Origin of the sequence: Pseudoduganella sp. R-32, from assembly GCF_049913245.1 — a bacterium.
GTDB lineage: Bacteria > Pseudomonadota > Gammaproteobacteria > Burkholderiales > Burkholderiaceae_D > Rugamonas.
The window spans coordinates 4508833-4531944 of record NZ_CP183987.1 but is presented as its reverse complement, the minus strand read 5'-3'; the positions used below and the strand labels follow the sequence as shown (position 1 = coordinate 4531944).

The following is a 23112-nucleotide window of genomic DNA, read 5'->3' as shown; positions in this document are numbered from 1 at the left end:
TTCAAGCAGCAATTTGCTGAGTATGGCTCTCCTTTGCACTGGTGGAAACGACGTGATCGCGCTCTGGGTTCAAGGTAACGGCGCCACAAGGTGCCCAGTTGCGCGTATTGCCCGACCAGCGGGCCGGATGGCGCGCCTGGGCAGCCAAATAGAGCTGATGCCGCGCTGCCAGAATAGCCTTGTCTTGCCCAGCATGGCGCTGTGCGGGGCTGACATAGCGAATGCCGCTGTGTCGATGTTCGACGTTGTACCACTGCACAAAGCGGGCGGCCCAGTCGCGCGTGGCGGCCAGATCGGCGAAGCCACCCGATGGGAATTCCGGGCGATACTTTGCGGTGCGGAACAGTGCCTCGGCGAACGCGTTGTCGTCGCTCACACGCGGGCGCGAGTAAGAAGGCTTGATGCCCAGCCAATGCAGCATGGCTAACACCGTGGTCGCCTTCAGTGTGGCACCGTTATCGCCATGCAGCACTGGCTTGTTGCGGTTCATAGCGACGCCTTCGGCCAATGCGGTGCGGCGCACCAAGTGACTGGCATGGTCGGCATCATCCTCGGCATGCACCTCCCAGCCAATGATCTTGCGGCTGTAGAGATCCAGGATCAAGTAGAGGTAAAACCAGCGGCCCGCCACCCGAGCCGGCAAATAGGTCATATCCCAGCACCAGACCTGGCCGGGCGCAGTGGCGATATGTGTGGTCGGTGGCCGCTGCCGACGCGGCGCTTTGGCCCGACCGCGATGGCGAATCTGACCATGGGCGCGCAGGATACGACTGAATGTCGATTCGCTGGCCAAGTAGACGCCCTCGTCGGCCAGCATGGGGACGATGCGAGCCGGCGGCATGTCAGCAAAACGCGGTTCGTTCGCGGCGGCCAAAACGGCAGCGCGTTCGTTCTCCGTCAGCGCATGCGAAGGCAGAGGGCGTATTACCGTCGGCCGGCGGTCGCCGTTTTCCAAGCCGCCGTGCGCTTGCCAGCGTTGCAGGGTGCGCGCATTCAAGCCGACTGTGGCACATGCCTCACTCAGGCGTGCACCGGCCTGGCAAGCGTCGGCGATATCTCGGGCCATGACTTGGCGATCTTCGAGTCCGATCATTCGTCCTCGGCCTTGTACTTGCTGAAGATCGCCTCGGCTTTTTTTGATAGCACGAGCAAAGCTGCCGTCTCCGCTAACGCCTTGTCCTTGCGGCGGATCTCGCGTTCCAGTTCCTTGATGCGGCGCCTGTCTTGCTTGGCCTCTGCCGCAGTCACGCGCTTCTCTCCAGGTTCGGCTAAAGCATTGATTGCATGCTCGCGCCACACTGCCAGCTCGTGCGGATAGACGCCATTACTGCGGCACCAAGCGCCTTTGTTTGCCTCGTCCATCATGGACGTCGCCAGCACCGCTTCAAACCGCGCGGCGGGCGTCCATTCGCGGCGTTGCGTCGGATTGGCCAGCGCTTCACTGCGCCAGCGTTCCAATGTCGATTCGCTCACGCCAATCGACAAGGCGACATCCTTGATCGACGCGCTCTCTGGCGGCAACAAACGCGCTACCGCCTTATCCTTAAATTCCTGTCCGTACCGTGCCACTTCACACTCCTGTTATCGCCCCCATTTTCTCAGATCTATCGGAGCGACAACTATTTTGACACTGGGGGAACCTCGTCTGGCGTCGCGCCGTCCAAATGTGCATGCGGCCGAATGCAGCAATACCAATCGCGGAAAACATCAAGCGCGGCTTGCAATTGGCGCTGGTTCGCGACCTGCCAACAATCAAGTGATTGCTTCAGCGTGCCGAAGAAGCGTTCGATGCGACCGTTCTGCCAAGGACAGCCAGGCTTGATGCGCTGATGACGGATGCCAGCGATGCGTAGTCCCAGTTGAAATACGCCCGAAGTAAAGACGCGCTCGTTGTCACTGCGAATCGCGCGCGGCTTGCCATAGCGCCCAATTGCGAGGCAGAGATGGCCGAGCAAAGTCCACGATGTTTTGTTAGGGAGGGCGACCAATGCCAGTGCCTTCCTGCTGCCGTGATCGAGAATGCCGAACATCATGTGCAGCGTGCCTGCTACGTCGACTTTGCCGCTCATATCGATGCCCCAGATCGCATTGCAGGGCTGGCCAGAAGGGATCTGCGCTTTGATCTCGCGGCGCTTTCGCAGAATGGCCAACTGATTATCTCGCACGGTGTAATGAACGTAGGAGCTGGAGACGGTCATGCGACGCGAAGCCGCATAGAGCCTGTTGAACTGGGCTGCCATCACGCGGTTGCTGGCCTTTGGCTGCAAGGCTTTCAGGCGAATGATGGCGTCCACTACCCATTGCGGTTTGCGTCGATTGGACTGTGCAGGTTTGATTCGACGGTGGCAGCGGCCAACACTCTCTGGACGCTGAACAGCGAGCATTGGAATCCAAAGGAAATGCCAGCCTGTAATCAATTGTGCCAGGTTCAAGGACAGAGCAATCGCAAGAAGCAGATCCATTGCAGAACTTCGAGATCGGAAAGGCGCGATCTTGCCACGACCAAAGCCTCGCTGGACGCGGAGGCGGCAAGGCAGCACGCCTCCAGCATCGGCGCGCTGGACGGCAGCGTCAAGCTCAAATCCGGCGAAACGCTGCAAGTGGTCGCCTCCGACATCGCCGCCAAGGAAAACCTGACCCTGATCGGCAAGAACGTCGACCTGGCCGCAGCGCAGAACACCATGCAAAGCCAGGCTAATACCCAAGGCAAATCCTCCGGCTTCGGCGTAGGCTTCACAGTCAACCCGCTGGCTGCCTTCAAGGATGCCTACAAGACCAGCACCGAAAACTCCAAGTCCGGCAGTTTCGTCGGCAAGGAATTCGCCAAGGCGGAAGGTGCGGCGGAAGGCGCCGCGGCTGCGCTGGCGGTTGTCAACACCCAGTTCGGCACGAAGAAGACCAACAGCACGCAAAACCACGCCACCAGCGAAGCGCGCACCAGCAGCCTCCTTGCCGGCAAGGACCTGACGATCCTCGCTACCGACGGCTCGATCACCAGCCAGGGCGCCCAGATCAGCGCCGAAGGCAACGCCCTGATCCTGGCCAAGGACAGCATCAAGTTCGACGTGGCCCACAACACGGAAAGCAGGTCGCAGGACACCAAGAAGTCGGGCTTCAGTATTGACACGCGCTCGACGCAGGTGATTGGTTCGCTCAACAACAACGGCAAAGGCAACGGCGCCACCGACACCGTGACCGGCACCAAGCTGTCGGTGGGCGGCAGCACCACCATGGCCACGCAGACCGGCGACATCGCGCTGACCGGCGCCAGCGTGGTCTCGGACGGCAACCTGTCGATCAACGCCGCACGCGACCTGACCATCACCAGCGCGCAGGACACGCTGCACAACGCCAACCAGAGCGACAACAAGGCCATCGGCAAGGTCGCCATTTCCGACACCGAGCGCTTCTCCGGCTACCACAACGAAAAGCACAAGGACAACAGCGACCAGGTGACCCAGGTGGCGTCCAACGTCTCCAGCCTGAACGGCGACGTGAACCTGAGCGCAGGGAAGAAGTACACCCAGGCCTCGAGCAACGTCCTGGCCGGCAATGACGTCAACATCACCGCCAAGTCGATCGACATCACGGCGCTGCAAAACACCGGCAGCCACCAGGAATCGAACAGCGACCTGAAGATCGGCACCTTCGCCCGCATCAGCTCCCCGTTGATTGACCTGGCCAACAACGTGGAAGCAGCGCGCAAATCCGACGGCCGCCTGAAAGAGATGCAGCGCATGGCGGCCGCCGCCAACGGCTACCAGGCCTACAGCGCGATCGAAAGCCTGAGGGGTGGCGCCGGCAGCGGCATCCTGGTCAAGGGCGAGGCCGGCATCGGCTTCGCCAGCAGCAGCAATTCCAGCAACGGCAACGACAGCACTGCGCAGGGCAGCACCATCAATGGCGGCCGCAACGTCAACCTGACGGCCACCGGCGGCGACATCCACGCCACCGGCGCCACGCTCAATGCCGGCAAGACCCTGAGCCTTGACGCAGCACAGAACATCGTGCTCGACGCCAGCCAAAGCACGCTGCACAGCGACGGCAAGAACAAGAGCTCCGGTGTTGAGGCGGGTGTTGGCTTCCAGGTTGGCGCACAGACCGGCGTGTACGTCTACGCCGCGGCCAACATGGGCAAGGGCCACAACAAGAACGACAGCACGATCAACAACAATACCGAGCTCAAAGCCGACACGATCAACATTCGCAGCAAGGGCGACACCACGCTGAAAGGCGCAACGGCCACAGCCAACACCATCAACACCGACGTTGGCGGCAAGCTGGCAGTGGAAAGCCTGCAGGACACCAGTGCGTTCGACAGCAAGCAGACCAACGTTGGTGTACGCGTGCAGGTCGCGATCGGCAACGCGTGGAGTGCTTCGGGCAACGTGTCTCAGCAAAACGGCAAAGGCACCTACGCCGGCGTTGGCCAGCAATCGGGCCTGTTCGCAGGCGACGGCGGCTACCACGTCAAGGCCGATACGATCGACCTGAAAGGCGGCGCCATCGCCAGCACCAATGCAGCCGCCTCCGATTTGACGACCAACAAGCTGACCACGTCCAATATCGAAAACAAGATGACGTACTCGGCCAGCAACGTCAGTGTGGCAGGTGGCACTGGCGGCGGCAGCAAGTTGCTCAGGGGGGAAGATGGCAAGATCCTGCCGGTAAGCCAGCAGACGCAGGCATTCGGCACGGCCAAGGACGGCAACGTCGCGCCAAGATTGCCGACGGTTGAGAAGGGCAGCGACAGCTCTACTACCTACGCCACCGTCACCGACGGCAAGATCACCATTGGTGGCGTGACGACCAATTCCGTCAAGGACCTGGGCATCAATACCGATGCGACCAAAGCCAACACCGCGCTCGACAAGCTGCCAGATTTGCAGAAGCTGCTGAAAGATCAGCAAGCCATGTCGGCCGCAACGGGAACCGTGATTGCGACCGGTAAGCAGATCGCCGGTGACATCGCAATCGGCGCGGCGAAAGCGCAAAAAGACGCGGAAGATACGCTGAAAGATCCGAAAAGCACGGACGAACAGAAGTTGGCTGCCACAAAAGCAAGCGAAGAGGCACAGAAAACTCTGAAGGACTGGGGCACGGGCGGCGTTTACAGTCGCGCATTGAATGCCGGCGTTGGCATCCTGACCGGCGTCATGGCGGGACAGGGCGGGGGGCAAGTCACAGCGAATGCCATTGCGCCAACAGTTGCCAAAACGATTGGCGACATCGCTGGCTCACTTCAGGCAGAAGCTTTCCTCGAGGCTCGCGAGTTAGAGAAGCAGTCGAAGCAAGCGATGATCGACGGAAATCCGAAAGCGGCAGCCGAATTGGCGGCCAAGGCTGCCGAAGCGGATGCGACTGCAGCAAACTGGAGCGACAACGGCATTTACCGGGTCGGTCTGCACTCTGCAACGCAAGGGCTGCTGGGCGGGCTGGCCAACGGTCAAGCGGGGGCCCTGGAGAGCGCCGCCGGTGTCGTGGGCGGCAATCTTGGACAGCAACTCGGCGAACAGCTGGGGCGTGTCGAAGCGAAGAAGCTCGGCCTGACCGGCGAAAAGGCCGACGCCTTCATTAACGCGTATCAGAACACCGGCGCGGTTATCGGTGGAATGGTCGCAAGCACAGGTGCCGCGAGCATATCGAGCAACGCCAGCGACGTCAGTGCGTTGCTGGCTGCTGCGCAAGGTGGCCAGTCCGCGGGAACGGTGGATGATTTCAATCGTCGACTCCACTCTGGCGATCGAGAAGTTGCCAAAATTCTGGCGAAAAGAAGCGACGGCAAGTATACGGAGCAGCAAATCCTGGATGCATTGCGTTATGCCGGACTGAAGGATAGCAAGGGCAATATCATCGTTCCGGAAAACCATGCGGAAACTTTTGTTAACTCCCCTGAACTCAGCAAAGATGGCGTACCAGTCAACATTATTACCCGAGAATCGATAGTGTCCACACTTAAGGATGACGGGGAAATGCTCTTTACCAGTGGCGACGAACACACGCTGGTAGAGAAGGTGCCGACTAAGCCAAGCAATGACATGATCGCGTACATCCTCGACAATACTGGTGGTGTTAGCAGCCGATATGCTCTGACGCCGGGGCCGAACTATGTCTACACTCAGTCGGGTTATGTGGAATTTGATCGTAGCGCTGGCCAATATCGCGACGGAGCCACCGGAGCAGCCGTCGCATTTGTGCCTCCTGCAGTTGTCGACCCATGGACTCCGAGCTTAATCGAAAGCGATCGAGGTACTCAAGATTATCGAGCAAGACAAACATATGAAACTGAGCGACTCATGAATATTGCTTCGCTGCCATTGGGGTTGGCAGTTAGAGGGGGCATACTGCTCGGTGGAATAGATGATCTATGGAAATCAGTTCGTGCAGCGAATACAGTTTATCGTGAAGTGGAGCTTGCCAGTGCCGGAGGTAAGGCGCTTGGAGAATTCGACGTAGTCGTGCAGGGACTACTAATCGAGGATAAGTCTGGACGTGGACTAAAAGTTATTAATCCTCGGACAGGACAACCGCAGCAGACCGCAGTTGAATGGGCAGAGAAGCAAGTCTATGATAAAACGGTCGTACGCTTGACAAATTTGGAAGACGTTGCGGTGACTACACGGCCAGCTGCTGCTTCAGGAAGTGAAGTGGTTCCGTCTCTTGAAGAGATCAAAGGATACAAAAACTTGGTGTTTAGGATTGAGAGTGTCAGTCCGGAGTTGAAGCCGGCCGTTGAGTTTCAGCTCAGCAGATTACGAGCAAAGTATCCACTATGGAGATTTGGCGTTGAATATGGAGGAAATTAATGACTGTTTCGTTGATTGTATCGTCGCCAAAGTCTGATGAGTATCGAAACTTCTATATCCCTTTGGCAACAGAAGAGGTTTTTCGGCGTATTTGGCTGACGGCAGCGAAGGAAACTAATGCTTTTTGGTTGCCGATGTTTGAAACCGGCGTTGACGTGAGTGTCAGTGATTTTGAAGAGGTTTCTGGTGAGTTAAATTTATTGCGCCGCTGGGTTGATCATCAACCCCAGACTAATATCCCTAAGTCTGAGAAGGACAAAGTGCTTGAGCGAATTGAGGCTCTTCTAAAGGGACTGAATTCGCTAAGCCTGAATGGTAGCAGCTCACTGACAGTCTTCATTGGATAAATTGTTGCCCGTCCACACGCCCACAAAGGATTGGGCAACAATTAAAGCAGCGATTTTTCAACGAAAGTCGCTGGTTGATGTCACCTCCACGGTGCAAACCTGGCATGTCCTGTCCAAATGATCAATAAGGGGAGCGGGCCGCTTTCTCAGAAAAGAGGCGCGAATCTCGTGGACGCCGGCTGATGCGAGCCGGTCGCCTAGGAGGACCGCGCCATTTATTTGTCCACTTTTAAAGCAGATCACCATAGATCGCGATGAGTTGACGATCGCGGCCGCGGCGACCGTGGAAAGCGCCGTTACTCTTCGAACCTGCGAACTACATCAGCGTCGACGTATTCGAAACCTAGTCAGCAGGCAATCCCACGCCTCGAACCACTCCACGCGCATTGGCATTCGTCGATGAGGGTCTATCCCTTGTCAAACCTCGTCCGGCGTCACGCCGTCCAAATGTACATGCGGCCGAATGAACATCATGTGCGGACTTTTCCCATTCTGTGGTCGTTGACGCGGTAGCGACGAAAGCGGGAAAATCTGAGGTGGCAAGTCGTGACCTCACGGAAGCCGTTATGATGAGATAGCCTGGCCGAGATTTTTGCATAAAACGTTACAGGAGAGGTCATCGTACCTAAGAAGCCAATTGAGCCTTTATTTACATATCAATTTTCCTAAAAATCTGGTCAGTGCGGCAATGGTACAACAAGAAAAAATTCCGTGTGTTTGTCGAGTTGGCCGAGAGTTCGAAGTTATCATTTCTCACCCGCTACCGGAGGTAATTGGTTTGGTACAAGGCTGGGACCGGGATTTGCTAGAAGAGCGGGCCATGGCTGGAGGCGGAGGGCAATACACCCATTATGAGAATGGAACTATTACATTGGAGGAAGTGCAGCCCAATATTTATAAGATTGTCAATCTCGCGCTCTTTTATGCACGGTTTGGTTGGTGTCCTATACTAGAAAATAGACAATATTCTCCACCTGGAAACTTCTGGGATGACGAAGAGGACACAATTGGGAGATAGACTCTATCACGACTCCCGCGCGGGGTAAGCAATGATTGATGCTAGAACAATAGATTGGCTGGTGAAGCTCGTAACCTCATTTGACGAGATGGGCTTTGCGGGCAAGGACTTCTTTTACTTGATTAAAACGATGTTGATGGAGCAGCGTATTTCATTTAATGAAATGCTGTCCTCTGCTGCTCAAGGCGTTGGAACTCGAGTGCATGAGGGGTTAGAGTTCGTTCTCGAAGAGGATTTAGATCATCCGGACGAATTTGATGGGGTCGTATTCGTTATTGGTGAGTACGAAAGCTCAATTTTGCCGATTGCTGACTATGTCTACCTGATTGAATTATTATGTCGCTCTTATCTGCTCGAATTCCCAAGTGAAGAAAGCAGAATTTTGGCGAATTTAGATCGAGTAAGATCACGATACTTCGATGCGACGAACTCATCCGAGCCCAATGAACAATAGTGTGGTCCTGTGCAAATGTTTAATAAGCGAAGTGATTCGTTTAAAATAGTCCGCTTTCTCAGAAGTAAACTTAAACAAGGTAGCGGAAGACGCCTTTGTCGCGGCGCAAGGGGATTATCAATTCGGCACCGAAAAGTCGGCTATGCGCGACTGGCTGGATGACTGACCTGGTCAATCCCAGTTGTGCCCAGTGTCGTGATTCTTCTCCAAATGACCATAAGTGAAGCGAGCCGTGGGAATAGTCCGTTTTCTTTGAAGTGAGGAGTGATTTTCATGGGCGCCGGCTGATACCAGCCGGTGTTTGCAAGGGGGCGCGCTTTTTCTGACCCATGTTGTGTAGATTCCAATCAATATGGTCGGTGCGCCACCTCGGCGGCTGTTCTTGCCGAAACTGCAAATAGCGGCATCGTCGCCGTATTCGAAAGCCAGTCAACAATACAGGCCGCGCCTCGCTTCCTGTGCTGCGGCGCTTGGCCTGCATTGGTTTGGCGCGACGATAGGCCAGAATTCTTTGGCTCCACCAAATGCCTAGCATCTGACTCCAATGGAAAATGCCAATAGGTCAACGCATCTCTTGCGGCGATCATGTGCTTGAGCAAGAGATATTCTCACCAAATGTCACTAAATGACGGCAAGCTCGTTCAAATGTTGGGCTATTTGTTCTAAAAGCTTAAGGGAATGTAAGCCGGACAATTGATTTTGGGGCGATGCGCCGCTATACTTCATAGCTGTAAAAAATGCATTGATGAAATGTTTGGTGCCATTGTGTAATTGCTCTGCCGCATGCACGGCCAGCCAATTGCCCGCAAACGAACCCTTCAATTAAGTAGTCGCCGTAAGTCTGGAAGCCTCGTCCGCCGCCCTTCATGCGGGTGGGGGGCGCGGCCGACGTCCTGCACGGACCCGCCGCCTGGTCGGTGGGCTCATCAATGTACCCCTCAATTAAAAAGAACGCGCGAGTCCAGCGAGGCTTAGTCACGCCCTTTGGGTTCGCGCATTGGAGACTGAATCTCACTCGAGGAAAGCTGGTTTCATGAGGTATCTACGCATCTCATGGATCGGATTTGGATAGTTGCGTAGTTTTTTGAAGAAGAACATGAACATTAAATTTCTTTCGTTGGCAGTAGTCTCGGCATTTACGCTGGTCGGTTGTGGAGGTGGTGGCGGCGATAGTACTTCCGCTGCTGCTCCAGGTGCCGGCGGTAGCTCGGCTTCCGTAACCAATCCGCCTGCCCCAGTCAATCCGCCACCAGCCGAAAGTAAGCCGGCCAATCCGGGCTCTGTCGATGCGCCTTTCGTTGCCGGAGCAAAGCCACGATTCCTGATGACTGGCCGCTTGGGTCAGATGAGCGGAATCGCATCACCTTTAACGCAGACAAGTGACGGGGCAGTGACGGTCATGGGAAGCACCACCCTGACCGGAACGACAATTGCAACCCAGGATATTTCTGGTAACGCGAGCTTCGCTCAAGGTCGTTGGAGTGTCGGCACGGCCAAATTTTCCAGCAGCACCTGGACGATGACCGGCGATTCTTTTGACGCGTTTCACTACTCTGTTTACAACAGCCTCGAGACCTTCCCAACGAATGGCAGCATGACCTGCAATTCCGGCAAATTCACCAAACCGGGTTATTCTGGAGGAACCGTACGGTCCACGGACTACTTTGGTACGTCTACCGGCAGCGCAAGCGTTACTTTTGATGGGGCTGGCGCCAATGTGTCGTTAATGATCACCACCACCGGTGCTGGCGCCAGCGGTACGGTCAATCTGTCAGGCACGGTCAAGACCGGCAATGCCACTTATATCTCGGGTGGGTTGGGCGGCACCGGCAATGGTGGCATGGTTGCAGTCGGTGACGCGGGCAACGGCGCAGTGAACGTCATTGCGATCTATAACGTGGTCGTGGCGAACGAGAACAAGACTAGCTACAGCGGTATTGCAACGTTCACCTGCAAGTAATTGACTGGCGCGAAGCCGGCGTCACTGTTCGGCTTCGCTAAGGTCAAGCGTGCGCCATCAAATAAAATTATTTGATAAGTGAAATTCTGAGAGTTTCTAAGGCCTCCTTGGCGGTTACCATACCGCGCTATGCGTCAGGTCTTTGTCACAACTTGCGAGCTCGAATACGAGGATGCATGGGATCGATTGTCCCGTGCAGGCATCCCGGTATTCGAGCCTTCCAAACCGTCGAAAGAAGGACGGGTACTTTGCATCTGGCTCGCACACCAATATGAGGATGCTGTCGAGCTGCTCCACAACCCCATGCACATCGTCGCTACCGCAGTGACGGACGAAGAGTTCAAGCGCATCCAGGCTGCAGCCGATGCGCGCATGGCACGAACTCGCGATCACGCTTGGGAGCAGTCGCTCAATCGTCTCGTCGCATGCGCTTCGTTCCTGTTGTTGTCCGGGCTCGTCTACATCACCCTGCCAAGCGTGCTGTAGACCGATGACAGAACTTTTCTCGGTCATTCGCATGGCCTATGCTGCCACGTTCGCCGATGCGGTTGCATCGTCCGCGAGCGCCCATGTGGAAGCGGCACTGCGTCGCGACGACGGCAGCCTTGCGCTCGATGGCGAGTATGACTTGCCAATGCGGGCCGACCTGGTTCCAAGGCGGGGCTCGCAGGCGGGCAAGTTGCTTACGGTCGACTCGCACACGCGCATGCAGTTCAGCGTGCACACCTTGCCGCTTCCTCCAGCCATTGTCTATGTCGCGCCTTTTGTGTGGGACGACGTCGCCTTGCGTATCGGCGGCCTGGTTCCGCAGCAGGTCGGCGCGGTGCTGGCGCCGTGGTTCATGGATTGGTTCGATGCGGAGGATGCCAATCGGCTGAATGAAGAGGGGCTGTTTGGCGTAGTTCATTTTGCGAGCGATCCGCGGCCGGACGGCGCCATGGTCGCGGTCGAACTGGATCTTGGTTCGGCGCCTGTACAGGCGCTGGAAGATTTGCTGGCGCGCTTGGCTGCAGCAGGCGCACGCGACATCCGCCTGGCCTAGGCCTGCATGATGGCGGTGAGTTCGGTGGCTACCTGTTCGGCGAACAGGTGAATGTGATAGCCGTCGACGAAACCATGATGCGCTTGAACCGAGAATGGCAGCTCAAGGCGCCCGGCGCCAGCATCCCGGAATTTGCCCCATGCGAACGATGGAATATCCGGCTGCGCCAGCACGGCGGTGGGATGCTGGATTGACGTGAAGTTCAGCCACGGTATGCAGGTAACTAATACCTGCTCCTTTGCTTCGCGCGGCGTCATGCTGCGGTATTTGCGATTCAGTGCTTCCATATTCGATGCCTGTTCGCGTGCTGCCAGGCCGCGTGCTACGAACTCGCGCAGGTCGTCCGACCATTCGAACTGGGCGAAGTTCAAGTCGTCATGCTGGTTCTTGACGGTGAAGGACGGTGTCAGGCGCTCGATGCGAATCACTTTGCCGTCCAGGATGCGGTAGCGGAAATTTTCCACCTTCAGCACGGAGCGCAGCACGGCGCACAGCATCACGTGGAAGGGCGGCAGGCCTTGCTCTTTGCACCAAGGCCGGAAATCCGGCAACTCCAGTACGAAGGTCAGGTTCAGCGCGGGGCTGTCCATGCTGTCGAACAGCTCGAAACGGTCGAGGCGGCGCTGCAAGGAGTTGTTAACGGTTTCTGTGGAAAAGTCTGTTAACAAGGAATCCCTCCGTCTGCTAAAGCCATGATTCTAATGAGAATAATCTGGCTGCTCAATTTTGCGTCAACTCAGGCGTCCGAAGGTCAGGAAGATCCAGGCGGCGGCAATCACCACCATCCCGGCCACTGTCACGCACGACCAGGTGAAGAAATAAGCTGACAGCACGGTGGCCTGCAGCGCGCGTTCGAACAGGCAGCCCAGCCCAAAGTCAAAGGTCGCCATGACGGTCCAGCGCCGGAAATAAATCGGCAGGTAACGGCTCATGTACTTGTTGTGCTGCAGGGCGGCGTGGCGCTCGATCACGTTGCGTGCCGCGCTGACATCCTTGAACAGCCAGTCGAAGAAGATGAAGCGGTAGAGCAGGGTGCGGAAAGGCATGGCTTCGGTCGTCATGTGCGTCTCCCTTGGGTGCCTGGATATATTATCATTCCCGACATTCCTCCAAAGGAGACTAGGCATGACGGAATATCTGCGCGGTAGCTGCCTTTGCGGCGGTGTCGAATACAAGGCTGAGAAAAATTCGGTGCACAGTGCGAGCCACTGTTATTGCACCATGTGCCAGAAGCAGCACGGCGCCGCATCGGGCACGTATGCCAATGTCGCCAGCTCTGGCTTCAGTTTCGAAAAAGGCGCCGAGCTGGTGACGGAATTCCATTCTTCCGACCATGGACGGCGCGGTTTCTGCAAGGTGTGCGGTTCGACCCTGACCTGGCGCAGCACGCAGGCGCCGGACCGTATCGCTATCACGCTTGGCACCATGGAGCCTGAATATGATGGCCCGGTGCAGCGTGAGCTGCACACGGACACCAAGCCGCGCTGGCTGCCGACTGCCTGACGCCTAACGGCGGCGCAGCGTTGCCACAGCCAGCGTGCCGTCGCCGGCGCGTTCGCCGATGGTCCATTTCAAGGGCGCGCGCGGCGAGGCGCTGGTATCGCGCGCTGCCAGGCGCAAGATGTAGTCGCCCGTCGGTAGTGCCGGTAGCGTCCAGTTGTCCTGGTAGCTGGCACTGGCGCCGCCGCCCAGAAGGGACTTCAGCTGGGCGGAAGTCTGACCCGTCCACACCACCGTGCCGGAAGCATTCACCAGTTCCGCTTTCACCAGCCACGTTTCGTAGGCCGGTGCGCTGCCGTCGTTGCGCAGCGTCGTTGTCAGCGTCAGCGCGCCGCCGGCAGTGAGGTTGACGGTGCTGCTGGCGACGGCGTAGCGATAGCCTGATTCGCGCGCCATCATCAGCAAGTCATTCTGTTCGGCCACGGACAGCGCACCCCAGCGCTCGGCATCCGGCCGGCTGGTCTCGAAATTCCCGTTGCTGAACAGCGTGATATGGAAGGCGGCGGCCTGCTGGCGTGCCGTGGCGGGATTGTTCTGCGGATCGCCGCTGCTGAACGGGCAGAATTCGGACACGAACGGCGCCTTCTGCCATTGAGCCGCAAAGGCCGCCCATTCGGCGGGACGGTTGGTCCACTGGTCGAAATAACCGTAGCGGCTCAGGCAATCCGCGCGCAAGCCTACCGGCCGGCTCGTGATGGTTTGTTCCAGCAGGCCGAAGGTCAGCGCATCCTTGCTGGAGTAGGGGATGAACATCACGTGCTGCTGGTTGGGGAATGCCTCGAAATGCATCTTCGCATATTCGCGTTTGCTGGCATCGGTCGCAGGCGTGATGCCGGCCGGTGGGTTGGCGTAGGCGCTGGAGCGCAGTGCCCATTCGCCGTATTGGCCGTACATGCCCACGTCGATCCATGCGAGGTCCGGATTGTTCGGGCCTAATGCGCTGGCCAGCGCGGTGAGAAGGGCGCGTGAGCGCTGTTGCAGCCACGGGTCGTTCCAGTCGGGGATGAAGGTCTGGCCGGGGACCGTGGTATCGGTGTCGGCCCAGAAGCCGCAGCCTGCCTGGCAATTGGCGTTGTTGACGATGTAGGCCGGGGCATAGACCACGTTGTCGTCATAGCCCGCCATCGTGCGCAGGCGGAAGGCGAACTTGCGGCCCTGGCTCCTTGCCAAGGCAAGGTCGTTCAGGATGGCGCTGAAGTTGTACTGGCCTTCGGCGGTTTCCAGGTCTTTCCAGTAATAGCGGCGGTAGGCGTCCCTGGCCGGCGCCGACTGCGGGACCAGCTCCTGGTTCTGCCAGCGATAATACCCACGCAAGGGATTGACGGTGTCGTCGCTGGCGACGGGAATCGCCGTGTATGTGCGGCTGGCATTCAAGGCAGTCCAGCCTTTCGGGCCGGCGATCGCTGGTGCGGCACTGGCCGCCAGCAGGATGGTTGCAATGATAAAGTTCAGGCGCGGCATAGGGGCTCCTGTCATTGGTCAGGTAGCGCGCGCAGCTCCTCCTCGCTGAAGCCTGCCTTGCGGCGTGCTTCCATGTTGAACGGGCCGCGTACGGTGGCCTTGTACTTTACCACCAGTTGGTCGTAGGTCGTTATCGGGTCGATTCCACGCAGGCCGCACAGGTGCCAGTACCAGCGGTTGCCGATTTCCACATGGCCGATTTCGTCGCGCAGGATGATGTCGAGGATGGCGGCCGCCGCCTCGTCGCCGGCCTGCGACAGTTTGGCACGCAGCGGTGGAATGGCATCGAGGCCGCGCGCTTCCAACGTGCGCGGCACCAGGGCCATGCGTGCCATCACGTCACCGGTGGTCTTCTCCACCATTTCCCACAGGCTGCCGTGCGCGCTGTAGTCGCCGTAGGCGCAACCAAGCGTAAGGAGATGGGCCGACAGCAGCGAGAAGTGATAGGCCTCTTCCTTCGCCACGCGCAGCCAGTCGGTATAAAACTGTTCCGGCATCGCGGGGAAGCGCCACATCGCATCCAGCGCCAGGTTGACGGCGTTGAACTCGATATGCGCCAGCGCGTGCACCAGCATGGCCCGTCCCTCCACGGTTGCCATGGAACGGCGGCCCACCAGGCGCGGCGCCACCAGTTCAGGGCGGGCAGGGCGGCCGGGTATCTGCGCATCCGGCGCGCTCAGCGCGGACGCGGCATCGAGTGCGAGTGCGCCGCCGGCCCAGGCTTCGGCCATGGCGGCGACGGCAGCGACTTTGGCAGCGGGATCGGGTTCGACCAGGCATTGCAACGCAAGGCTGCGGAGTTCAGGCTTTGCTTCCATTTTTTTGCACGAGGTAAAGATTGTCTTGCCCTGCGCTCTGTTTTCCGGCGCAGGGCCGACAGTATAGTGCCTGCGTGAGCCAGCGCACCGAACGGCCACAGGCAGGGGCGCAGAATGCCCGCATGGATACCCAAACAATATTATTTGTTGCCTGTGTGCTGTTCGGTGTTGCCGCTGCCGGCGGCATCGTCATGGCGCTGATCCGCCTGGGGAAAAAGGCTAATCCACCGCACTGGATCGCCATGCTGCACGGCTTTATCGCCGCAGCCGGCGTGACGCTGCTGGCGTACGTGACAATCTTCTCGCATGTGCCGGATTTCGCGCAGCTTGGCTTGCTGGCGCTGCTGCTGGCTGCTGCTGGCGGCGTGTGGATGAACCTGGGCCGTCACCAGCAGGGCGTGCTGATACCCAGCGCCGTCATGGTCGGCCACGCACTATTGGCGGTGGCCGGTGTCGCCTTGCTGCTGCTCGCACTCTAGTTGTAGCGCTGGTAGACCCGGGACGAGCCATCGGGCAGTACCATCAGCACGTCGTACGCGTCCTTGCGCGGCCCCTCCATGCCCGGTGAGCCCAGCGGCATGCCCGGCGCAGCCAGGCCTATCGCCTTTGGCCTTGATGCCAGCAGGCGCTTGATGTCCGCTGCCGGCACATGGCCTTCTATCGCATAGCCGTCCACCACCGCCGTGTGGCAGGAGCCGAAGCGGTCAGGAATGCCCATCTTCTCGCGCATGTCGGAAGGGTTGGCGACGTTGTACGCCTCCACCTTGAAGCCGTTGTCGCGCAAATGCTTGACCCATGCTTCGCAACAGCCGCAGGTCGCGCTCTTGTAGACGTTGACGACAGGCGCGGCAGCCATTGCCAGCACCGGCATGGCCAGCATCGCGGCCAGGAATGTTTTGCGGATCTTCATGCGCCCATGGTGCCACGGGCCTGTTCGGCCTCGACATGACCTGGGTCAAAAATATTTGTAGACGACTGGTCTAATTCGGTCTAGACTGTATTTCATGACTTCTACCAATTACGCCGACGTTCGCCAGGGCATTATCGATGCGGCGATGCCGCTGTTCATGCACAAGGGTTTTAACGGCGTCGGGCTGACAGAACTGCTCGGCGCCGCCAGGGTGCCGAAAGGCTCGTTCTATCATTACTTCGGCTCCAAGGAAGTCTTTGGAGCGGCCGTCATCGACAGCTATTTCGAGCGGACCCTGGCGCGCATCGACGATCTGCTGGCGCAGGGAGCCACCGGGCGCGAAGGCCTGCAGAATTACTTCGAGGACTGGCGCGAATGCCAGTTGGGCGAATCCAGCCAGTGCCTGGCCGTCAAGCTGGGCGCGGAAGTGAGCGATTTGTCTGAAGCCCTGCGCGCATCGCTGCATCGCGGCGTCAGCGGCATCACCACGCGGCTGGCGCAATGCATTGAACGCGGCATGGCCGACGGTTCGCTGCCGCAAGGCCTGGACGCCAAAGTGCTGGCCGTTGCCCTGTATCAGAGCTGGGTGGGCGCGAGCCTGCTCGCCAAGATCAACCATGACCGTGCGCCGCTTGATACGGCCATGGCGGGAACGCAGCAAGTACTGAATCAAACGCTGCAAGCGTGAACCGGGCGGGAATGTGACGCAGGCCTCCCGCCTTTTTTGTAATTGTCGACTAGACGACTGGTCTAATACTGAAGGGAGCATCAAAATGACTGCCACTACCAACCGCCGCATTGTCCTGGCCTCGCGCCCGCATGGCGAGCCTGTGCAGGCCGACTTCCGCCTCGAGGAAGGCCCGGTGCCGGAACCGGGCGAAGGCCAGGTCCTGCTGCGCACCCTTTACCTGTCGCTCGACCCGTACATGCGAAACTTGATGGACGAAGTCCCGCCAGCCTACGCGCCGCGCGTGGAGCTGGGCGCTACGATGGTGGGCGGCACCGTCAATCGCGTGGTGGCATCGCGCCATCCCGCTTTCAAGGCAGGCGAAATCGTGCTTGGCAACGCCGGCTGGCAGGATTACGCGCTGTCCGATGGTAGCGACCTGCGCGCCTTGGGCGACATGAAACAGCCATCGCTGGCGCTGGGCGGCCTGGGCATGCCTGCCTTCACCGCCTATGTCGGCCTGCTGGATATTGGCCAGCCCAAGCCGGGCGAAACGGTGGTGGTGGCGGCGGCGACCGGCGCGGTCGGCTCCATCGTCGGCCAACTGGCCAAACTGAAAGGCGCGCGCGTGATTGGCATTGCCGGCGGCGCCGACAAGGTGGCGTTTGCACGTGACGAACTGGGTTTTGACGTCGCCCTGGACCGCCATGACCCGCAACTGGCGCAAAAGCTGGCCGAGGCGGCGCCGGACGGCATCGACGTCTACTTCGAGAACGTGGGCGGAGCCGTTTTCGATGCAGTGTTGCCTCTATTGAACATCGGCGCCCGTGTTCCGGTGATCGGAGTGATCGCCCAATACAATCAGAATGGTGCATTGCACGGCGAAGACCGGTTGCCCAAAGTGATGTCGGCCATCCTGCAAAAGCGCATCCTGATGCAGGGCATGGTCATCCTCGATCACTACGAGACCCGCTATGAGGACTTCGCCCGCGACATGTCGGCCTGGGTTGCAGAGGGCAGAATCAAGGTTTTCGAAGATGTCTTGGACGGCCTGGAGCAGGCCCCGCAGGGCTTGATCGGTTTGTTGCGAGGCAGCAATTTCGGCAAGGTTGTAGTGTGCGTCGCAAATTCCTGAAATGTTGTATATAACACTGGCCGGGGGCTATTTCTGCGTGGCATAATTGATTTAGTTCTTAATAATAATCCTGAACAATTCATGAATGTCACCCGATTGATTATGGCGTTTTCGATGGCCCTGGCCGTCGGCACTGCAGCCGCCGCCCCCCAGCCAACCAATACCTGGGACAACCTCGTAGGCATGAAATACGCCAAGGCGCGCAAGGAAGTCATCGATGCGGGCTGGCGTGCCGACCACCGCGATGCCTCGTCCGAATGGGAGCGCCAGCTCCAGGGGCAGTTCCCCGAACTGCGGTCTTGCGAGGCCGCCAGCGGCCAGTGCACGCACTTTTTCGTGTCGTATGACGGCATCTGCCTGAAGGTAGTAACCGAAGGCGAATCCGTCGCAGCCTTCAAAGTGCGCAGCGTGGCGCAAGGCTGCCCGAAGCAGCAGTAATGTCTTTCACCCTGCGGCCAGCCGCGATGGCCGACATGGCCGAAATCATGCGGCTTGAGCGCGCCGGTTTTGCGGAGGCGATCCAGGAAACTGAGGAAGCTTTTGCCGAGCGCTTGTCTTCCGCGCCCGAAGGATGCTGGGTGCTGGCCGGCGAAGCAAAGCGTTTGTACGGCTACCTTTGTGCCGAATTCTGGCCGCTGGAGCAGGGCTTCAATTCAGCCCGCTTCGCGCGCAACCATGCTGCAGCCGAAGCCCATGTGCCAGACGGCGAAGAAGTCTACGTTTCCTCCATGGTGGTCGATCCCGCAACACGCGGCACTGGCTGGGGGCGCCGGTTGTTCCGCGACGCCCTGGTCGAAATGTTCGCCCGCCACCCACGCTTGCGCAGCACGATCCTGATCGTCAATCCCGAATGGGATGCGGCCCGCCGCATCTACCGCGCCGAAGGCTTTGCCGAAATCGGCGAAATCGAGGGCTATTTCGCCTCCGGCAGCGGCCAGCGCCTGCCCGCCATCGTCATGCGCCGCAACTGACCGGGATTATGCATAATGGTCGCCATGCGAGTCGCGACCTTCAACATCAACGGAATCGGCGCCCGCCTGCCGGCGCTGCTGCAATGGCTGAATGAGACCCAGCCTGACGTGGTGTGCCTGCAGGAGCTGAAAGCCCCGCACGAAAAATTCCCCGAAGCTGCAATCAACGACGCCGGCTATGGCGCCATCTGGCACGGACAGAAAAGCTGGAACGGCGTTGCCATCCTGGCCCGCGGCACCACGCCGGTGGAACTTGGCCGCGCCTTGCCCGGTGATCCGGAAGATGTACAGAGCCGCTATATCGAAGCGATGGTGGGCAAGTTGCTGGTTGCATGCTTGTACCTTCCCAATGGCAATCCGGCGCCCGGTCCCAAATTCGATTACAAGCTCAAATGGTTCGATCGCCTGATAGCGCGCGGAGAAGAACTGGTAGTGTCGAAAAAGCCGGTCATCATGGCCGGCGACTACAACGTGATGCCGACCGAGCTCGATGTGTACAAGCCGGAGCGCTGGGTTGACGACGCGCTGTTCCGCCCCGAAACGCGCGCAGCCTTCGCAAAGCTGGTGGGGCAGGGCTGGACCGACGCCCTGCGCACGATGCATCCCGACGAAAAGATCTACACTTTCTGGGATTACTTCCGCAACGCCTTTGGCCGCGACGCCGGCCTGCGCATCGATCACCTCCTGCTGAATCCGGTGCTGGCGCCGCTCCTGCGCGGCGCGGATGTCGACCGGGTAGTGCGTGGCCGCGAGAAGCCCAGCGACCACGCGCCGACATGGGTTGAGTTAGAGGGCGCCTTCTAAAATTTTCGCAACTGTTGTTTCCACGCGGTATATTGGCTTCACTCCGGAGTTGATCGTTTTGCTAACACTAACCCGAGGAGGCACCATGCGTTACGCACGCAATGCAGCACTGTCCGCACCATCGGCCGAAGCCGAGCCCCTGAACCAGCTGAACATGACGCCGCTGATTGACGTCATGCTGGTCCTGATCATCATGCTGATCGTCACCATCCCGAAAGCCAATCATTCCATCGGCATGGACATGCCGCGGCACAGCGGCGCTATCGAGAAGCTGGCCCAGACGCTGGAAGTCGATTTCGACGGCACGCTGTGGTGGAACGGCGCCCAGCTCGCAAGCCGCGCCGCGCTGGAAGAAAAGCTGGCGGCGCTGAAAGGCGACGACAGCATCCAGCTGCGCTCCAACGGCCTCGCCCCATACAAGGTCGTAGCCGGCGTGCTGGCCACGGCCCAGCGGCTCGGGGTACGCAATATCGCCATCGTAGGAAACGAGCGCTTCCAGTAACCCCAAGTCGGGGTCAGGTCTGTCATTTGGACACCCATGCGGGTTCCTTGATTTATCTCAATACGCAAATTTCGATGATTTCGCGTATTGAGCTAGATCAAACGATTGCGCTAACTGTCCGATTGACAGACCTGACCCCGAATAAAAAAAGGGCGCCGCGAGGCGCCCTTCGTGCTTGGAGAAAGCAGTAACTTAGTTGCCGCAGCCCAGGGATTGGATGCGGTTGTAGGCTGCCTTGGCTTGCACCAGGCCGTAACCGGTCTTGTTATCCTTGCCGGCCACGTCCAGGTCCAGTGCGGACTTGGTCAGGGAGGCGCGGATCTGCGAGCCGGTGCAGCTTGGGAAGTAGGACCATACCAGCGCCGCTACAGCCGATACGTGCGGGGTTGCCATCGAGGTGCCGTCGTAGAAGGAGTAGTTGGTCGGCTTCACTTCCACAGTCGCGGACTGGCCGAGCTGGTTCTTCATCGCTGCGCCGTCAACGTCGGTCGCGGTGACCGATGGGATGCTGGTCACGGTCGTGCCCAGGGTGCCGCCGAAGCTGCCTGCTGCGTTGTTGTACACGATGGCGCCAACGCCGCCGGATGCCTGGCAGTTCGACACTTTGGTCGCGAAGTCTACGGTGCCGCGCTGGATCAGGCAGACCTTGCCGGATACCGAGCTGTTGACCGCATCGCCCAGGCCGAAGTCAGCCAGCGGAGCAGTGCGGGTCACTTTTGGCGAACCGTCCATATCGCCTGGGGTGTACACGGTCGAACCTACGCTCAGGTGGGATTCGGAACCGGCGCCCATCGGCACGGTCGACAGCACAGCCACGCCTGGGCCGGAGATTTCAACCTTGCTGTTGTACTGCGAGAAGTCGGCCCATTGCTTGTTCTCGTTCACAGCGGCGACCATCATCACGCTGGCGTAGCCGGCTGGGTAGGAAATCACGGTGTTGCCGTCATTGCCTGCTGCGGCGATCGACAGCACGCCTTTGGTTTGCAGGGTGTCGAAGGCTTTCTTCTCGGTCTGGCTGGAGCGGCCGCCGCCCAGGGACATCGAGATCACGTTCGCGCCGGCTGCGCCGCACTTGTTGGCTGCAGTTGCCAGGGTCGAGGAATATGCCCAGCCATCAGCGCCGAACACTTTGACGATGTGCAGCTTCAGCTTCTTGTTCGGGTTCACGCCAACCACGCCCAGGCCGTTGTTGATGCCGGCGATGGTGCCTGCAACGTGCGAGCCGTGGTGGTTTTCGTCGGTATTCCAGTTGCCGGTGCCGGAGTCGTACTCGCCGGTCACCACGTTGCCGTTCAGGTCTTCGTGGGCGTTGTCGTAGCCGGAGTCAATGATGCAGACCTTGCGGTTGGAGGTGTTCGCATCGGACAGCTGGTCCGCTTGCACAGCCTTGATGCCCCATGGTACGAGCTGGCCCAGCTGGTATGGGGTGCCGGTCGAAGGCGAGGTGGTGGCGAACAGCTGGCGCTTGACGTCCTCTTCAACCAGGATCACGTTCGGGTTGTGTTCCAGGCCCTTGATGGCCTGGGTCGGCACTTCGATCGCCATCGCGTCCATGCCGAAGATTTCATGTTTGATGTTGCCCTTGGCAGCAGCGACGGCCGATTTCATGGCGGCTGCCTTGCCTGGCTGGAATTGCACGATGACGCGGGTGGTGTCGTTGGCGGCGAAAGCCTGGCCAGCAGCACCGACAGCAACTACTGCAGCCAGCAGCTTGGCGCCGGCAGCGATTTTCGAAACCTGGAATTGCTTTTGAACCATGGAAATTCTCCCACTCTTGTGTAAGGTGTATGTCCCCGGGCCGTTGTTCGGCGCGAATATTATTTGCCGTATCGCAAAGATTTTGCGTTCGACAGGACTGAGTGTATGGAGAAAAACGCAAGAAATCTATCGAAATGTCTCCAGTTGTATCCAGCTGTTGAATTTGGCATACACATTTGTTAAGAATGAGACATTTTGAAAGTCACTGTCTCAAACTGGACAAACGGAGCCTGGTTTTGCCGTATGCTGCCCGGCATGGACGACTTTATTGAAATCTACGACGGCGCCCTGACGCCCGATCAATGCCAGCAAATTCTGGCGCGCTTCGAAGCCAGCGGCAAAGCCGTGCGCGGCAAGACCGGGCAGGGCGTGGACGTGGCCAAGAAGGACAGCTACGACCTGACCATCAGCCAGCACGCGGAATGGAACGATGTGTCGAACTTGATGATGGCCAGCGTGCTGACCCACCTGTCGGCCTACATGGACAAGTACCGCATGCTGCTGACCGGCGCCTTGTCGCCGCGCGTGGCCGATCCGGAGAGCGGCCAGCCGGTCACGCTCAATATCGACAATTTCGAGCGCTGCGGCCGGCCCTACCTGGCGGAGCTGATCCAGTCCATGTACCGCTGCGGCCCGATCAATGTGCAGAAATACCTGCAGGCCAGCGGCGGCTACCACCATTGGCATTCCGAGATCTATCCGCAGAATGCCAGTTGTGAAACGCTGCACCGCGCCTTGCTGTTCCAGTTCTACCTGAACGACGTGGCGGAGGGCGGGGAAACGGAGTTCTTCTATCAGCAGCGCAAGGTGGAAGCGCGCCAGGGCCGGCTGATCATCGCGCCGGCCGGCTTCACCCATACGCACAAGGGAAATGTATCGCGCAGCGGCGATAAATATGTGGCTACTTCGTGGATCCTGTTCCAGCGCGCCGAAGCGATGTTCGGCGCGCCGGCTTGAGG

25 protein-coding genes are annotated in these 23112 nt (G+C 59.0%); 16 read left to right on the top strand and 9 right to left on the bottom strand.

What is annotated here, in order from left to right:
• Window position 1 precedes the first annotated feature (1 nt).
• A protein-coding gene (locus tag ACN9MU_RS20550; protein ID WP_426336026.1) for an IS3 family transposase occupies window positions 2-1569 on the bottom strand; the annotation gives its coding sequence in 2 pieces (ribosomal slippage) (window positions 2-1131 and window positions 1131-1569; 1569 coding nt in all).
• Window positions 1570-1619: 50 nt separating this feature from the next.
• On the bottom strand, window positions 1620-2294 hold the full coding sequence (locus ACN9MU_RS20545) for an integrase core domain-containing protein (RefSeq protein ID WP_426343380.1): 675 nt from the start codon (window positions 2292-2294) through the stop codon (window positions 1620-1622).
• A 48-nt stretch (window positions 2295-2342) separates the two neighbouring features.
• Here ACN9MU_RS20545 and ACN9MU_RS20540 point away from each other — a divergent pair, with 48 nt between their 5' ends.
• The 4 genes from ACN9MU_RS20540 (at window position 2343) to ACN9MU_RS20525 (ending at window position 8625) form a co-directional block, all read left to right on the top strand.
• Window positions 2343-6806 carry a hemagglutinin repeat-containing protein gene (locus ACN9MU_RS20540; RefSeq protein ID WP_426343379.1) on the top strand — a complete coding sequence of 1488 codons (4464 nt, stop codon included), beginning with the start codon at window positions 2343-2345 and terminating at the stop codon, window positions 6804-6806.
• Entirely contained in the window at window positions 6806-7153 is a 348-nt protein-coding gene (locus ACN9MU_RS20535; RefSeq protein WP_426336027.1) for a hypothetical protein, read from the top strand. The genes ACN9MU_RS20540 and ACN9MU_RS20535 overlap by 1 nt, the downstream gene beginning before the upstream one ends.
• A gap of 637 nt (window positions 7154-7790) precedes the next feature.
• Entirely contained in the window at window positions 7791-8171 is a 381-nt protein-coding gene (locus tag ACN9MU_RS20530) for a hypothetical protein (RefSeq protein ID WP_426318416.1), read from the top strand.
• A gap of 31 nt (window positions 8172-8202) precedes the next feature.
• Window positions 8203-8625 (top strand): hypothetical protein, encoded by a 423-nt coding sequence (locus tag ACN9MU_RS20525; protein WP_426318415.1) that lies wholly within the window; start codon window positions 8203-8205, stop codon window positions 8623-8625.
• Window positions 8626-9246: 621 nt separating this feature from the next.
• Here the strand turns inward: ACN9MU_RS20525 and ACN9MU_RS20520 are convergent.
• Entirely contained in the window at window positions 9247-9447 is a 201-nt protein-coding gene (locus tag ACN9MU_RS20520) for a hypothetical protein (protein ID WP_426318414.1), read from the bottom strand.
• A 274-nt stretch (window positions 9448-9721) separates the two neighbouring features.
• Here ACN9MU_RS20520 and ACN9MU_RS20515 point away from each other — a divergent pair, with 274 nt between their 5' ends.
• From ACN9MU_RS20515 to ACN9MU_RS20505, 3 genes are all read left to right on the top strand, one after another.
• A complete protein-coding gene (locus ACN9MU_RS20515; protein WP_426162276.1) occupies window positions 9722-10585 on the top strand; it encodes a hypothetical protein in 864 nt (287 codons plus the stop codon).
• Between the two features lie 129 nt (window positions 10586-10714).
• Window positions 10715-11071: a hypothetical protein gene (locus ACN9MU_RS20510; protein WP_426343378.1), complete on the top strand. Its 357-nt coding sequence runs from the start codon at window positions 10715-10717 to the stop codon at window positions 11069-11071.
• Window positions 11072-11075: 4 nt separating this feature from the next.
• A complete protein-coding gene (locus ACN9MU_RS20505) occupies window positions 11076-11627 on the top strand; it encodes a hypothetical protein (RefSeq protein WP_426343377.1) in 552 nt (183 codons plus the stop codon).
• Here ACN9MU_RS20505 and ACN9MU_RS20500 read toward each other — a convergent pair.
• Together ACN9MU_RS20500 and ACN9MU_RS20495 are read right to left on the bottom strand one after the other, a co-directional pair.
• Window positions 11624-12295, bottom strand: coding sequence for a CatA-like O-acetyltransferase (locus ACN9MU_RS20500; protein WP_426343376.1), 672 nt, complete (start codon window positions 12293-12295; stop codon window positions 11624-11626). The two genes, ACN9MU_RS20505 and ACN9MU_RS20500, sit on opposite strands and share 4 nt — an antisense overlap.
• 63 nt (window positions 12296-12358) lie before the next feature.
• Window positions 12359-12688 carry a hypothetical protein gene (locus ACN9MU_RS20495; protein WP_426162269.1) on the bottom strand — a complete coding sequence of 110 codons (330 nt, stop codon included), beginning with the start codon at window positions 12686-12688 and terminating at the stop codon, window positions 12359-12361.
• Window positions 12689-12752: 64 nt separating this feature from the next.
• On the opposite strand from ACN9MU_RS20495, the gene ACN9MU_RS20490 reads away from it, so the two are divergent.
• Entirely contained in the window at window positions 12753-13130 is a 378-nt protein-coding gene (locus ACN9MU_RS20490) for a GFA family protein (RefSeq protein WP_426162268.1), read from the top strand.
• 3 nt (window positions 13131-13133) lie between these two features.
• Here the strand turns inward: ACN9MU_RS20490 and ACN9MU_RS20485 are convergent, their stop codons facing one another.
• Both ACN9MU_RS20485 and ACN9MU_RS20480 read right to left on the bottom strand, forming a co-directional pair.
• Window positions 13134-14588, bottom strand: a complete 1455-nt coding sequence (locus ACN9MU_RS20485) for a DUF4832 domain-containing protein (RefSeq protein ID WP_426343375.1) — start codon at window positions 14586-14588, stop codon at window positions 13134-13136.
• An 11-nt stretch (window positions 14589-14599) separates the two neighbouring features.
• Window positions 14600-15406: a ferritin-like domain-containing protein gene (locus ACN9MU_RS20480; RefSeq protein WP_426318410.1), complete on the bottom strand. Its 807-nt coding sequence runs from the start codon at window positions 15404-15406 to the stop codon at window positions 14600-14602.
• Between the two features lie 122 nt (window positions 15407-15528).
• Here ACN9MU_RS20480 and ACN9MU_RS20475 point away from each other — a divergent pair, with 122 nt between their 5' ends.
• Window positions 15529-15885, top strand: a complete 357-nt coding sequence (locus ACN9MU_RS20475) for a hypothetical protein (protein ID WP_426162264.1) — start codon at window positions 15529-15531, stop codon at window positions 15883-15885.
• On the opposite strand, the gene ACN9MU_RS20470 is transcribed toward ACN9MU_RS20475, so the two are convergent.
• Window positions 15882-16316: a DUF411 domain-containing protein gene (locus tag ACN9MU_RS20470; RefSeq protein WP_426162263.1), complete on the bottom strand. Its 435-nt coding sequence runs from the start codon at window positions 16314-16316 to the stop codon at window positions 15882-15884. The genes ACN9MU_RS20475 and ACN9MU_RS20470 overlap by 4 nt on opposite strands.
• A 94-nt stretch (window positions 16317-16410) precedes the next feature.
• On the opposite strand from ACN9MU_RS20470, the gene ACN9MU_RS20465 reads away from it, so the two are divergent.
• The 6 genes from ACN9MU_RS20465 to ACN9MU_RS20440 all read left to right on the top strand — a co-directional run bounded on the left by ACN9MU_RS20465 (window position 16411) and on the right by ACN9MU_RS20440 (window position 20395).
• Entirely contained in the window at window positions 16411-17004 is a 594-nt protein-coding gene (locus ACN9MU_RS20465) for a TetR/AcrR family transcriptional regulator (protein WP_426318409.1), read from the top strand.
• 79 nt (window positions 17005-17083) lie between these two features.
• Window positions 17084-18118, top strand: coding sequence for an NADP-dependent oxidoreductase (locus ACN9MU_RS20460; protein WP_426323807.1), 1035 nt, complete (start codon window positions 17084-17086; stop codon window positions 18116-18118).
• Between the two features lie 81 nt (window positions 18119-18199).
• Window positions 18200-18556 carry a hypothetical protein gene (locus tag ACN9MU_RS20455; protein ID WP_426318408.1) on the top strand — a complete coding sequence of 119 codons (357 nt, stop codon included), beginning with the start codon at window positions 18200-18202 and terminating at the stop codon, window positions 18554-18556.
• Window positions 18556-19089, top strand: coding sequence for a GNAT family N-acetyltransferase (locus ACN9MU_RS20450; protein ID WP_426318407.1), 534 nt, complete (start codon window positions 18556-18558; stop codon window positions 19087-19089). The genes ACN9MU_RS20455 and ACN9MU_RS20450 overlap by 1 nt, the downstream gene beginning before the upstream one ends.
• A gap of 24 nt (window positions 19090-19113) precedes the next feature.
• A complete protein-coding gene (gene xth / locus ACN9MU_RS20445) occupies window positions 19114-19893 on the top strand; it encodes an exodeoxyribonuclease III (protein WP_426323805.1) in 780 nt (259 codons plus the stop codon).
• Between the two features lie 85 nt (window positions 19894-19978).
• A complete protein-coding gene (locus ACN9MU_RS20440) occupies window positions 19979-20395 on the top strand; it encodes an ExbD/TolR family protein (RefSeq protein WP_426318406.1) in 417 nt (138 codons plus the stop codon).
• Between the two features lie 192 nt (window positions 20396-20587).
• Here the strand turns inward: ACN9MU_RS20440 and ACN9MU_RS20435 are convergent, their stop codons facing one another.
• Complete coding sequence (locus ACN9MU_RS20435; RefSeq protein WP_426318405.1) at window positions 20588-22153, bottom strand: S8 family serine peptidase; 1566 nt, start codon at window positions 22151-22153, stop codon at window positions 20588-20590.
• Window positions 22154-22408: 255 nt separating this feature from the next.
• Here ACN9MU_RS20435 and ACN9MU_RS20430 point away from each other — a divergent pair, with 255 nt between their 5' ends.
• Complete coding sequence (locus ACN9MU_RS20430) at window positions 22409-23110, top strand: 2OG-Fe(II) oxygenase (RefSeq protein ID WP_426318404.1); 702 nt, start codon at window positions 22409-22411, stop codon at window positions 23108-23110.
• Window positions 23111-23112 lie beyond the last annotated feature (2 nt).